This window comes from Paenibacillus amylolyticus (genome assembly GCF_036894225.1).
GTDB classification, from domain to species: Bacteria; Bacillota; Bacilli; order Paenibacillales; family Paenibacillaceae; genus Paenibacillus; species Paenibacillus amylolyticus.
Window position 1 is genome coordinate 6,468,076 of the sequence record NZ_CP145892.1, and the last position, 12,217, is coordinate 6,480,292.

Here is a 12,217-nt window from a genome sequence, read left to right on the forward strand (position 1 = left end):
ATAATACTTGTTAAATGAAACTTCGGAAGGGAAGGCGGTACCTTGTCACGCAGTTCACTCACCCGATTTCTAAGCGGACCGTTTATATTCTTTACCATTATCATGATGATCAAAAGTTCACTGGCCTGGATTGTTATCTTTGATGACATCCCTGTCTGGAAACCACTGCTGACCGAATTGCCGCTCATCTGGATCGGCTTCTGTCTAATCGAGTGGTTTGCTGCCAAGCGGCGAATGTGGATATACCTTGCCATGAATTTGCTGCTCTCTGGGATTTTCTTTGCAGCCATCATGTACTACAAATACTATGGCGTAATCGTTAACTATCACGCGCTGGCACAGGTGAATCAGGTGACCTCGGTCAAGAGCAGCATGTTCTCTTTGCTTGACCCCTATTATTTGTTTATTTTTGCAGACGTTCTGATTATCGGGGGGATACTCATTCGTCGCCGGATCAAGCTCGGGAGTACAGAACGCCCGAACCGCATTCCGCTTGAACGACGTGCCAGAAGACGAGTTGCTTCGGTCATTCTGACCCTTTCCATGATCCTGTGTATGCTCAACATCTATCCCAATCGGGCCAGCATGAGTGAGCTTACACAAGCAGAACAGATGGGCATCCTCGGTTACGAGGCGTATACCATCCTGGATCGACCTGATAAACCTGTGCCCATCGCTCACATTGATCAGACTGACATCGACCAGCTGAAACAAACGACCGAACTTCCTGCAATTGTGGAGCAGGGTGCCGCGAGCGGACGCAACGTGATTATGCTCCAGTTGGAATCGTTTCAGAACTTTCTGATTGGATTAGAGGTAGATGGACAAGAGATTACGCCTAATCTGAATCAATTGGCTAGACAGAGCCTGTATTTTCCGAACTTTTATCAGCAAGTGGGACAGGGAAATACATCGGATGCAGAATTTGTTGTGAACACATCGTTCTACACCCCACCGAACGGGGCAGCAACAACTGTATATGCGGATAAAGCTCTGCCGAGTCTACCCAAGCTGATGTCAGCAAACGGATATCAGACAGCCACATTCCATACAAATGATGTTCGTTTCTGGAATCGGGATCAGTTATACAAGGCACTTGGATTCGACCAGTATTATGATATTGATTATTTCGGCACACAGGACTCTATCGCCTTTTCGGCCTCGGATGAAGTACTGTATTCCAAAACACTGGATAAGCTGGAATCCATGCAGTCTTCGGGTGATCCCTTCTATGCCCATATCATCTCCATGTCAGCCCACCACCCGTACACTTTGCCTAAAAACAAGGTGAAGCTGACGCTGCCAGAGCGTTACAAGGATACGTTGCCCGGTAATTATCTGATATCACAGCATTATGCGGATCAGGCGGTTGGACAGTTGATTGCTGGATTGAAAGAACGGGGATTATGGGAAAATAGCTTGTTTGTCTTGTACGGGGATCACCTGGGACTTCCCATCTACTCACTGGATCGGGATGACAAAGTCCTTATGAAAGAGTTGTATGGTCGGGAATACACATCAGCAGATATGATTAATATTCCACTCATTATCTCGGCCCCGGGTGCTACTCCGGGTGTACAGCTGGAGCAGATCGGAGGCCAGGTGGACATTCTGCCAACGATTGCGGGACTCACCGGAGTATCGCTGAAGGAACAATTACACTTCGGACAGGATTTGTTACACGAAGGTGGAAATCTGCTACCCGAACGTTATTACCTTCCCTCCGGGTCGGTGCTAAACGATGCTTCTCTCTTCATTCCGGCGAAAGGATACGGGGACGGAACACATTATTCCCTAGCTGATGCGGGCAGACAAGATGAAGGGCAACAGCAGACGGGTGTTCCTTCAGAAGAGATATCGAAGATTTCGGGAGATGAGGAATCTCCAGCTATAGCCACACCCAATTGGCAGTCTTCTTCACGGTTTATAACGAAGGAACAATATGATCGGGCATTGGATCTTGCACACTTGTCCAACAGTTATTTGAGCCAACTACCGGATCGAAAGGACGCGAACTGATTTTATTTTTCTAATATTCTAAAAAGAGCTTCATAGTGAATCACCAAGTACTGAAGTTTCTTCAAGATTACACATCTATAACGTACATGATCAATCCTGCAAGGATGAACATGTGCGTTATTTGAATTACACACAATCGGCATTCAACCCTTTTCCATTTCAGAAGGCTACAAGAGCTGATGGATCAATATTCTTTAAAATATTTCAGTAGTTCCGATTGGAAACTTTCAGCAGTAAAACTACGCTCTCGATTTTTATGAACAATCAGACCATGCGTAAAGCTTATTTTAGAAGTAAAAGGAAGAATTTTTAATCTACCCATCTTTAGTTCGTTTTTGATCGCTATTTTAGGGACCAAGGCAAAACCTTTTCCACAGCATACAAGTTCCTTGATCATCTCAAGACTTGAAAGCTCTAACGCATCCTTAACCACAATCCCTTCATTCTTTAGAACATCTACAGCAGTCGTATGATACAAACAAGATGTGCCGTTACTGATAAACACCTCGTCATTTAGAATCTGCGCCCCTACACTTTCCACTTTCCGAACCAAATCCTCAGATGCAACAAAAACAATAGTCTCTTCCATAATCGGATAAAAGAGAATGTCATGTCGCTCAGGGTTTTGAGGAACAATGCCAAAATCCAGGGCATAATCCAGCACACTTTTTAGAATATCTTGATGCGCCCCTTGTTCAACACGTAAATTTACGCTTGGAAAGTTTCTCGTATATTCCTGTACAAATGGAAGCATGCGTGTAAGAAAAAAGGATTCCTGTAGTCTAATATTTATTGTTCCGCACGGCTGATTCATATCATTCATACTTTCTTTAAGGGATTCACTTAAGTGGACATACTGATAAGCATATTTGGAAAATACTTTTCCAGCTTCCGTAGGTTCCACCCCTCGTGGAAATCGATGAAACAACTTTTGTCCGCAGATCTTCTCCAGCTGTTGAATATGAGTTGTTACTGTGGACTGGACATAACCTAAGCGCTCCCCAGCTCGGCTGAAACTCTTCTCTTCAAGCAAAGCAATAAATGCCTGAAAAAAACGACCCTCTAAGGAATTTATCATATCTTTCACCCTTTTGTATTTCGATTTAAAATAGCTAGCATTCAATCTATTCATTATTCAAATGAATAGTTTAATTATACAATAAAAACACGTCATCACCAGTTGTACAAGTAAGTAACAGAAATAATATTGGACTTCTTAATGAATCCAGAAGGAGATGTAAAAAATGAAGATTAGTTATCAGCACCAGAAAGTTGGAGATGTCGAAGTTTTTTATCGTGAAGCCGGGCCTAAGGATGGCCAAGTTATTTTACTATTACACGGGTTTCCATCCTCTAGTCATATGTTTCGCGACCTTATTCCCAAACTGGCAGAACAATACCGTGTCATTGCCCCTGATCTTGCTGGGTTTGGTCGCACAACAACTCCACCGCGCAGTCAGTTTGACTTCACATTTGACAGCCTGTTTCGAGTTATTGAAGGTTTCACTGAAGCATTAGCTCTTAAGAAATATGTAATGTATGTGTTTGATTATGGGGCACCTGTCGGTTATCGCTTGGCAGTGGCTCACCCGGAACAAGTTCAAGCCATTATTAGTCAGAATGGCAACGCATATGTCGAAGGGTTTAGTGACGCATGGGGACCTTGGGAGAAGTATTGGCACTCTCCAACACCTGAAAATCGTGAAGCATGTCGTGATTCCTTAACCCCCGAAACTATCCGTAACTTTCAGTATCTTCATGGAACTGATGCTAGCCTTGTTTCACCAGACGGATATTCACTGGATATTGCCTACATGTCACGCCCGGAAGCTGAAGAAATCCAACTGGATTTAATCCTCGATTATAGAACAAACGTGGATCTTTATCCTGAATTTCAGGCTTATTTCCGCAATTATCAACCTCCTCTTCTAGCTGTATGGGGTAAAAATGATCCTGCTTTTCTTCCTGCTGGAGCTTTAGCTTATAAGCGTGATATCCCATCTGCAGAAGTACATTTACTTGATACTGGGCATTTTGCTCTCGAAACACATGTGACAGAGATCCATGAGCTCATTCACCACTTCTTAAAGAAAATATTTTAAACCCATCATACATTGGCTCAATCTCAACCTTGAACTAAATAGAAAAAGCCCGTAGAAAGCAGGTCCAATAATGGCCTGTTCTACGGGCTTTTTGCATCTGTCATCATTCTTCAAGGTACTTGCAACGCCACTATGATCTAATGTTCTATCCCGTCCAGTTTACAATGGCAGTAGCGCAACCGACTTGCGAGCAGTCAATTGCTCTACCATGGCAAGCCATTCTTGTGGTTTGTTAGGAAGCACTGCATAATATCGATTCAGGAAATCAGCCACCAGACTGGCTGGCAGTTCATCAAGCGACTCATCGCCTGGCATGAAACACAGATCCAATCCGCCAACTGCTTCACCGTCACCTTGCCAGGATGGATGAACATACGGGAAGTCCAGACGCTGATATCCCAGATGGGACAGCACTTCGCGACGCACATACGGGTCCATCGGCTTGATGCCGCCAAACTCGTGATCCTGACTCAGATAAGGGTTGTAGATTTCGGCAAACATACCGAACAATTCTTTCCCGTTTGCTGCAGCCAGCTTTTGCAGATCACGCTTGCGGTGATTCGCCAGGAAACTGCCGATCCCCAGACCTTCACGCCCAATAATCGTGAAGTCCGTCATGGCTACGTTCCAGTCCTCGTAATAACGGTACTCCGTCGCTCCAACAACCTGTCCCTCATGTACAGCCACGAACACCCGAATACCCGGATCTTCCAGCGGTTCTTCCCATAGGGAGAAGTCCAGCACTTCTTCCCGCGGGAAAATCTCCTGCATCAACTTGTGCATTTGGGCAAACAATGGATCTTTAATGGATGTAATGCGCGTGAATTCCATGAATAAATACCCCCTCGATTGATAATGTATTTCATTTAACATTTCTTTATCTGAACGGATTCCGCCACTCCATCAGGGCTGCATAGTTGCAGGATTCCTCATCGTCCAGATAGTCTGCGGTCACACCAACAGGCATGCGGCCACAGCGAAGCAGGAACGATATCACCGGGTCACGCCTCTCTCCCGCTGCTACCTGATCCAGATATTCCTGCGCAGACAGTTGGTCTGCAACCAAATGATAACCGGGCATTCTACCAGCACCAAGTAACCGATCCATCCCCTGAGCGATGACAAGGTGGTACATCGCCTGCATCATAAGCTGAGCCAGTCCCCATTTGCGGTACTTTGGACGAACACAGAGATCAACAATATACAGCGTGTTGCCATCCGGCTGGTGGTTACGAATATAACCGTCATCCGTTACTTCGGCCCAGGTATGACTTGCTGGATGTGCAGGGTCCCACTGCATCCGTAGCGAGGTCATTGAGCCAGCCAATTCTCCATCGACTTCAATACAGATGGCACCCTCCGGGTAATGCTGTACATGACTGGTGAGCTGCTCGTGACTCCAGAGCAGTTCTTCCGGATAAGGAGGAGGGAAACTCTCCGCCTGAATGCGAATGAGTTCCTCAAAGTCGGCAGTAACATAATTGCGAACGACTGCTTTTACCCTTTTGCCACTTCGCTCCGGGTCGGTAATCAGCATTTCTTTGGTATACATGTTGCCGGTTCACCCCTTTCCACTGACAAAATGAATTCCCTACTCTGTTTCGCTTCGGTTTTAATTATGTGTTCAAAAAGGTCGGTTTTCAGTACCGAGAAGATGGGATGAAGCTAGAAATGGAGTAGCGGAGCGTAGGGAAGACTACGTGAGCAACGGACATTTCGGCTGAATTCCATATTCGATGCTGATGATGCCACTAGGCATCCTTCGTAATCAAAAGCGGGCTTTTTGAACAACCTCTATAAGGTTGCCTACTCCCAATCGGTATACAGATCAGTACGGCGGTCACGCCAGGTCGTTACCGATCCACGTTCACGTACCTCATACAACAAGTCCAGATCCAGATCGGCGGTCACGATCATATCGTTGTTAATCTCACCCTCGGCCAGAATGCCACGTGGCGGGAACGGAATATCATTCGGCGTAATAATTGCAGCCTGTCCATAGTTGGCACGCATGAAATCAACGGTCGGCAGGTTACCCACTGTTCCGGTTAACACAACATACACCTGATTCTCTACCGCGCGGGCATGACTCGTATAACGCACACGGTAGAATCCGTGACGATCGTCCGTACAGGAAGGACAGAAAATTACGTCTGCGCCTTTGGCTTTGGCCATCCGTACAATTTCCGGAAATTCAATATCGTAACAAGTCAGCATCGCAATACGGCCTTTGTCCGTGTCGAACACCTCAAGTCCCTCTCCGGGAGCCATGTTCCATTCCTGGACTTCGGTTGGTGTAATGTGAATCTTGTCCTGGCGCGCGATACGACCATCCGGGTAGAACATGTGGGCTGTATTATACAGCTTCCCTTCACGGCGAATGACGTGGGTTCCCCCGATGACGTGCATACCGTACTTAGCAGCAAGTGATGTAAACAGTTGCTCATATTGCTCCGTAAAGTTTGGTAGATCCTCAATTGTCAGCGCATTGCCTTGTTCGTCCCCAATGGACATTAATTGCGTTGTGAAAAATTCCGGGAACAGCACAAATTCGGTTCCGTATTCGCTCGCTGTCCGTATGTAATGCTCAACCTGAGCGGCGAACTGCTCAAACGAGCTGATTGTGTGCAATTGGTATTGTACAGCGGATACCCGCAGTTTCATGTTCGTACACCTCCATCATGATTATGATTCCATTGTAACAACGTTCCGGGGTCAACAAAAGAGTATTTACACGGGACACCACACTGACAGAATAACCTTCCGATCGCTTCCTTTAATTGCCTAGCATGGACTGTGTGAAACCGATCCACTCTCTCGTGGCAAATGACAGATAGCGGTCCTTCCGCCAGATCATACCGAGCTGCCATGGAATCACAGGTTCCACCACCGGTATAATACGCACGCGCATATGGTCCACCTCACGACAAATCGTTTCCGGTAGCAAGGCTACCCCCAAATTGGCAGCAACCATCGCGCTGAGCAGATCCCACTGGGAGCTCTCATATACTACACGGGGCTGGAACCCCGCATGCTGACAAGCCACAATAATTCGGTCATGCAACGCAAAATCCTCCCGAAACAGTACGAATGAGTCATTTTCCAGTTCATGCAGCGCAACCGACTCTTTCTCCGCAAGTGGATGTGAAGGGTGTACGAGCAGGTTCAGCTTCTCTTTGACAAACACAAAATGATCCAACAGCTCATCCACGGTTGGCAGTACGGCAACGCCAATATCCAGTGCACCGCTAATCACATCGGCCTCCACCTTTTTGGCACCATCCTCGAACAGTTGAATGGTCACCTGCGGGTAGGCTTTGTGAAATTCGCCAATGATCATGGGGAAAAAGCTTGATCCTACCATCGGTGGCAAGCCGATCCGCAGATGGCCTTTCTTCAAATTCATCAGGTCGTCCAATTCGGACGACAGACTGCGGAACGACTTTTCGATCTCGAGTGCCTGCCGAAAAAACACATGGCCCGCGTCCGTTAGTTCAACTTTCTTCCCATAACGGTCCAATAACGTGATACCCAATTCCTCTTCAAGACTCTTGACCGTCTTGCTGATGGTGGGCTGGGTGATATATAGAACTTCAGCGGCTTTCGTGAAGCTTTGTTGCCGGGCGACTTCCAGAAAATATTGCAAATGGCGGATATCCATCGCTTGGTTCCCACCTCTCATAGATAAATGGAATAGTAAACATTCTTAATATGCATTTTACTCATGAAAGAATGCCATGTAAAATTTGTGATATCCAATGAATCATTTTCATTTTCATATTAACTTAAACGATTACGTTGATTATACAAGGAGGGATTGAAGTGAAAAAATGGGGCCTTGGTATTTCACAGGTTGCGCTCTTAATGGTTTTTTCACTGCTCATGGACCTGCTGGCCCGTACTCTCCATCTTCCTGTACCCGGTTCAATACTCGGTATGGTCGTGTTATTCATTCTGCTTCAGACTCGTGTCGTGAAGCTGCGCTGGATTGAAGTTGGAGCTGCCTGGCTACTCGGTGAACTACTGTTATTTTTTATCCCGTCAGCCGTTGGCATCATGAACTATATGCCCATGTTGGAGCATGACGGATTGCAAATTTTATTCATCGTACTGCTTAGTACATTCCTAGTTATGTCCTGTACAGGACTCGTTGCTACACGTATTGCGAAACGAAAGGAGCGTCACACCGGATGATTGGATTTCTCTGCCTGTTGTTAACCGTCGGGATCTATGGGGTCGCCAAACGAATGTATCGCAATCTGCCGAAAGTATATCTGTCTCCACTGCTCATTACGCCGCTCCTTGTCGTTGGCATATTGCTCGCAACGGGAACAGATTACACCACCTACAGCAGTGGTGGCAAATGGCTCAGTCTGCTGCTTCAACCGGCCACCGTGGCTTTTGCAGTACCACTCTACACCTTTTTCCATGTACTCAAAAAACATATTTCCGAGATTGTCTTCAGTGTCATGACCGGTTCGGTCGTTGCCGTACTTTCTTCTGCCCTGCTCGCCAAATGGTTGCGCCTGGATTCCGGTCTCATTCATAGTCTGATCCCAAGATCGATCACCACCCCAATTGCCATGAACGTATCCGCCACTATCGGTGGCATACCCGCAGTGACAGCTGTTTTTGTTATTATGACTGGTCTGCTCGGAGTAATTATGGGCCCTTCCATCGTCAAAATGCTGCGCATCGATGGGGAGATTGCACGAGGCACACTGTTTGGAACCGGTGCCCATGGCACAGGGACATCCAAGGCGTTTGAACTGAGTTCCCTGACCGGTACCATCTCCAGCATCTCCATGGTGCTCGCTGCATTGTTCACTTTAGCGGTTGCACCCGTGCTTTCTAAACTTATTTTCCCATAATGGATGGAATTATCCACTTTTTTGAAATATTATTGTTGTATTAAAGCCCTTTCTTCCTTACAATAAGGACAGGTTTTTAATTGTGAATATTGCGGGGGAGATGCGATGAAAAGAACCGGAATGAAGAGATCTCTGGACCGTCTTGGACGAATTGTCCTTCCCAAAGAAATGCGGGATACGATGGAAATCCATATCGGCGATCCGCTTGAGTTTTTCATTGAAGGAAAAGAGTTGATTTTAAGAAAGTACAAATCAACATTATGTATTTTTTGCGGTGATGTAGATACGGAAATGTATTTCAAAGAACAATTCATCTGCCGGACTTGTGCAATTCAATTAAAACACCCGGATGACTCTCCCAACTGGTTCGTACCTCAGAACAAACAGGCTCCTGCACCCGTGGAGCGTCCTGCTTCCAAATCCGCCCCAGTCTCATCTCCCGCTAGGGAAGAAGGGACCACAGCTGACAACCAAGAATACCCGGACCTGCGGCCAAAGACGGCACGTATGCTGCAACAGATGAAAGAAATTGTTGAACAGAATCCCGGTTTGGCTCAACAGCAAATTGCGGAAAAGCTTGGCATCAGCCAAGGACGCGTCTCTCAATTAAAAAAGTTACTATAATCAAAATGGCATTTGATCATTTATAGTCAGAAGACCTTCCGATCAGGAAGTCCCGCTGCAAGAGAACCCGTTGTTTTTCGTGGGTTCTTCTTTTTTTTATATTCATATTGTAATGGAAAGGAGTTCTATGGATAAAATTCTGTATTTATCACAATTCGACCTCATGTCCTCCTTATCCGAGGCAGACCTGATTGAAATGGATGGGATGACTTCTATTACGACCATACCTAAAAACAGACAGATCCAGACACCCGATACGTTTACAGAAGGTTTCTATTTTGTAAAACGGGGAAAGGTTCGTTTATATACATTAAATCCGGAGGGCAAGCAGTTCACTCTCGATATTTTGACGGAAGGTAACGTGTTTGGAGAAATGAACGGAATCTCACTCGGAACACGCGCCGTTTATATCGAAACGATGGAGGAGTGTGATATTTGCCTGATGAGCAAACAACGTTTTGAACAGTTTCTGATTGAACATCCAGAATTTATGATGAGACTGATGAACGTACTAAGCGAGCGGATCAAACGAATGAGCGAGTTGACACAGACGCTCGCACTCGGAAACCTGCATGAAAAGGTGATACATAATCTCTTCCGGCTGGCTGAACAGATGGGATGCATCGAAGAAGATGAGTACTGCCGGATTCAACTCGGGCTTACCCATCAGGAGATTGCCTGGATGGCAGGAGCCACACGGGAATCGGTTACGATTGTCATGCAAGACTTGGCAAAATCTGGACGTATTCGTACCGGATTCAAATCAGTCTCCCTTCATCGTGACGAAATCGCTAACCTCCGGAAAATCACTGACCACTTGTAAGATGCCTTACATCCCTGTTCTCCAGCAAGTTGTACTGTATAACTCATGATGTTATACAACCAAGGAGGAGTATACCGTTGGATGCTAAGCCAGATCTATTTATCCCTGAAGACATTTTTCGTCGCAAAGGTGCCCGTAAAGCAACGGAAATTCCTGAGCATATCCGCAATTGGCTACAAGCAGGACATATCGAATCGGTCAATCTGACCGAATGGCTGGCTGTAGATCATGTTTCTCTTTTTCAGAAGGTTACCCATGAATGGGGAATGGATGCCGAAACCAGAGCAATTACAGAGCAGTTAACACAGATGAATGAGCAGCGGATCATGAAAATCATCCCGGCCATAGCCATGCAATGGCTTGATCTGTTGAAACGTCCATCAGTCAATGAAAAAACGAATCTCTTTTGTTCCATTGCAGAGCATCGTTCAGACAGTGTTCGCTGCTGGGCGGCTTATATCATTGGGCTAGATTCCGGTCTGAACCTGACTGAAAAGTTGGAGCATATTCGGCCCTTTGCAGCAGATCATCACTTTGGTGTAAGAGAAATCGCCTGGATGGCTGTACGGGAGTCCATCTCTGCCGAATTATCCTTAGCCTTGCAGCAGTTAATCCCATGGAGCGTTGACCCTGATCCACTGATCCGTCGCTTTGCCATAGAATCAATCAGACCTCGTGGCGTCTGGGCCAAGCATATTCAGGAGTTAAAAGAAAATCCGGCCATGGCCCTTCCCTTGCTTGACGCAGTAAAATCCGATGCCCATAAGTATGTACAGGATTCGGTAAGTAACTGGCTGAACGACGCCAGCAAGACCAATCCAGAGTGGGTGCGGCAGGTCTGTGCCACTTGGACTCAGCAGTCGGATACCCAACATACGCGGCGAATCGTTACACGTGCCACGCGAAGTCTTACATAAAAAAAGATGACCACCGCTCTCTGGCAGTGGTCATCTTCTGCATAGGCATCCGCGTTTACATTCCTTTTGACAGGAATACCTTTTCCACGTTGAACAGCCCAATTACGTTCCCTCTTATCTTTAACTTACGCCTGAATCGCGTCCATCTGGCCTTCTTCTTCCGCTTCCAATCTGCGCATGCCCACAACCAAAACAATAATGTTAGCTACCAACAACACAGCCGGGAACGGAACAGCAGCGTATTGTGCATAGATCAGATGACTTCCCACGGCCCCAATCAGAATGAATGTCAGTATGCCAGAAGCCAGGATGCGAGTACGTGGAATCAGCAAACCTACTGCACTAAGCAACTCCGCGGCACCCAGCAGATACATGGTCCATGTCGGATAAGAGAAACTTTCGAATGTCTGAATCATCATGTCTGCTCCACTAATCTTGTTAAACCCCGTCATGACGAAGACACCTGCTAACACAACCAGAAAAACGTAACCCAAAATCTTGTTCATATGTATATCCTCCTGTAACAAATTATATGTTCCTACTAGGTAATGATTATTTTGCTTCACATTGTAAAAAAAAGAATCTATGTAAAAGTTCCCAAAGGTCACTCTGTTTTCAAGCGTTCAGCCCCGTTCAATTTTCAGAATAGTACGCGTTCATATTATACGTATTATTTATCACCAACTTACTTTTGTGAAGTTAGTATATAATAATAATATAATTTCTTCAAGTAATTTTTCGCTGTATGATGTATAATACATACAAAAGGTATGTTACAGTATATTTTGTAGTAACCCTCATTTACTTGGATGTCCTATATTCTTAAAGCGGCAGAAATCATGTCCTTTCATATACAACTTT

Annotated in this window: 13 protein-coding genes; 7 read left to right on the top strand and 6 right to left on the bottom strand. The window is 45.8% G+C overall.

What is annotated here, in order from left to right; genetic code table 11:
* Positions 1–102: 102 nt before the first annotated feature.
* Complete coding sequence (locus V6668_RS28460; RefSeq protein WP_422395294.1) at positions 103–2,019, top strand: LTA synthase family protein; 1,917 nt, start codon at positions 103–105, stop codon at positions 2,017–2,019.
* Positions 2,020–2,203: 184 nt separating this feature from the next.
* On the opposite strand, the gene V6668_RS28465 is transcribed toward V6668_RS28460, so the two are convergent.
* Positions 2,204–3,151: a LysR family transcriptional regulator gene (locus V6668_RS28465; RefSeq protein ID WP_338707249.1), complete on the bottom strand. Its 948-nt coding sequence runs from the start codon at positions 3,149–3,151 to the stop codon at positions 2,204–2,206.
* A gap of 112 nt (positions 3,152–3,263) precedes the next feature.
* Here V6668_RS28465 and V6668_RS28470 point away from each other — a divergent pair, with 112 nt between their 5' ends.
* Positions 3,264–4,121, top strand: coding sequence for an alpha/beta hydrolase (locus V6668_RS28470; protein ID WP_338707250.1), 858 nt, complete (start codon positions 3,264–3,266; stop codon positions 4,119–4,121).
* Positions 4,122–4,280: 159 nt separating this feature from the next.
* On the opposite strand, the gene V6668_RS28475 is transcribed toward V6668_RS28470, so the two are convergent.
* The 4 genes from V6668_RS28475 to cidR all read right to left on the bottom strand — a co-directional run bounded on the left by V6668_RS28475 (position 4,281) and on the right by cidR (position 7,782).
* Complete coding sequence (locus V6668_RS28475; RefSeq protein WP_338707251.1) at positions 4,281–4,952, bottom strand: GNAT family N-acetyltransferase; 672 nt, start codon at positions 4,950–4,952, stop codon at positions 4,281–4,283.
* Between the two features lie 46 nt (positions 4,953–4,998).
* The gene (locus V6668_RS28480) at positions 4,999–5,673 is read right to left on the bottom strand and encodes a GNAT family N-acetyltransferase (RefSeq protein WP_338707252.1); all 675 of its coding nucleotides are present in this window, start codon (positions 5,671–5,673) and stop codon (positions 4,999–5,001) included.
* A 254-nt stretch (positions 5,674–5,927) separates the two neighbouring features.
* The gene (locus V6668_RS28485) at positions 5,928–6,785 is read right to left on the bottom strand and encodes a carbon-nitrogen hydrolase family protein (protein WP_338707253.1); all 858 of its coding nucleotides are present in this window, start codon (positions 6,783–6,785) and stop codon (positions 5,928–5,930) included.
* Between the two features lie 112 nt (positions 6,786–6,897).
* The gene (gene cidR, locus V6668_RS28490) at positions 6,898–7,782 is read right to left on the bottom strand and encodes a cidABC operon transcriptional activator CidR (protein WP_169479910.1); all 885 of its coding nucleotides are present in this window, start codon (positions 7,780–7,782) and stop codon (positions 6,898–6,900) included.
* Positions 7,783–7,943: 161 nt separating this feature from the next.
* On the opposite strand from cidR, the gene V6668_RS28495 reads away from it, so the two are divergent.
* The 5 genes from V6668_RS28495 to V6668_RS28515 all read left to right on the top strand — a co-directional run bounded on the left by V6668_RS28495 (position 7,944) and on the right by V6668_RS28515 (position 11,356).
* Positions 7,944–8,315 carry a CidA/LrgA family holin-like protein gene (locus V6668_RS28495; RefSeq protein ID WP_338707254.1) on the top strand — a complete coding sequence of 124 codons (372 nt, stop codon included), beginning with the start codon at positions 7,944–7,946 and terminating at the stop codon, positions 8,313–8,315.
* Positions 8,312–8,992 (top strand): LrgB family protein, encoded by a 681-nt coding sequence (locus tag V6668_RS28500; RefSeq protein WP_124116664.1) that lies wholly within the window; start codon positions 8,312–8,314, stop codon positions 8,990–8,992. Before V6668_RS28495 ends, V6668_RS28500 begins: the two co-directional genes overlap by 4 nt.
* 105 nt (positions 8,993–9,097) lie before the next feature.
* Complete coding sequence (locus V6668_RS28505) at positions 9,098–9,616, top strand: AbrB/MazE/SpoVT family DNA-binding domain-containing protein (RefSeq protein ID WP_036612972.1); 519 nt, start codon at positions 9,098–9,100, stop codon at positions 9,614–9,616.
* A 127-nt stretch (positions 9,617–9,743) separates the two neighbouring features.
* Entirely contained in the window at positions 9,744–10,439 is a 696-nt protein-coding gene (locus V6668_RS28510) for a Crp/Fnr family transcriptional regulator (protein ID WP_282319986.1), read from the top strand.
* 77 nt (positions 10,440–10,516) lie between these two features.
* Positions 10,517–11,356: a DNA alkylation repair protein gene (locus tag V6668_RS28515; protein ID WP_338707255.1), complete on the top strand. Its 840-nt coding sequence runs from the start codon at positions 10,517–10,519 to the stop codon at positions 11,354–11,356.
* Between the two features lie 125 nt (positions 11,357–11,481).
* On the opposite strand, the gene V6668_RS28520 is transcribed toward V6668_RS28515, so the two are convergent.
* Complete coding sequence (locus V6668_RS28520) at positions 11,482–11,862, bottom strand: DoxX family protein (protein WP_051447288.1); 381 nt, start codon at positions 11,860–11,862, stop codon at positions 11,482–11,484.
* Positions 11,863–12,217 lie beyond the last annotated feature (355 nt).

Excerpts from the sequence above, each read along its gene's own strand:
- V6668_RS28520 (WP_051447288.1), bottom strand. The coding sequence starts at position 11,862 with ATGAACAAGATTTTGGGTTACGTTTTTCTGGTTGTGTTAGCAGGTGTC.
- V6668_RS28510 (WP_282319986.1), top strand. The coding sequence starts at position 9,744 with ATGGATAAAATTCTGTATTTATCACAATTCGACCTCATGTCCTCCTTA.
- V6668_RS28465 (WP_338707249.1), bottom strand. The coding sequence starts at position 3,151 with ATGAATAGATTGAATGCTAGCTATTTTAAATCGAAATACAAAAGGGTG.
- V6668_RS28460 (WP_422395294.1), top strand. The coding sequence starts at position 103 with ATGATGATCAAAAGTTCACTGGCCTGGATTGTTATCTTTGATGACATC.
- V6668_RS28500 (WP_124116664.1), top strand. The coding sequence starts at position 8,312 with ATGATTGGATTTCTCTGCCTGTTGTTAACCGTCGGGATCTATGGGGTC.
- V6668_RS28480 (WP_338707252.1), bottom strand. The coding sequence starts at position 5,673 with ATGTATACCAAAGAAATGCTGATTACCGACCCGGAGCGAAGTGGCAAA.
- V6668_RS28485 (WP_338707253.1), bottom strand. The coding sequence starts at position 6,785 with ATGAAACTGCGGGTATCCGCTGTACAATACCAATTGCACACAATCAGC.
- V6668_RS28475 (WP_338707251.1), bottom strand. The coding sequence starts at position 4,952 with ATGGAATTCACGCGCATTACATCCATTAAAGATCCATTGTTTGCCCAA.
- cidR (WP_169479910.1), bottom strand. The coding sequence starts at position 7,782 with ATGGATATCCGCCATTTGCAATATTTTCTGGAAGTCGCCCGGCAACAA.
- V6668_RS28505 (WP_036612972.1), top strand. The coding sequence starts at position 9,098 with ATGAAAAGAACCGGAATGAAGAGATCTCTGGACCGTCTTGGACGAATT.
- V6668_RS28470 (WP_338707250.1), top strand. The coding sequence starts at position 3,264 with ATGAAGATTAGTTATCAGCACCAGAAAGTTGGAGATGTCGAAGTTTTT.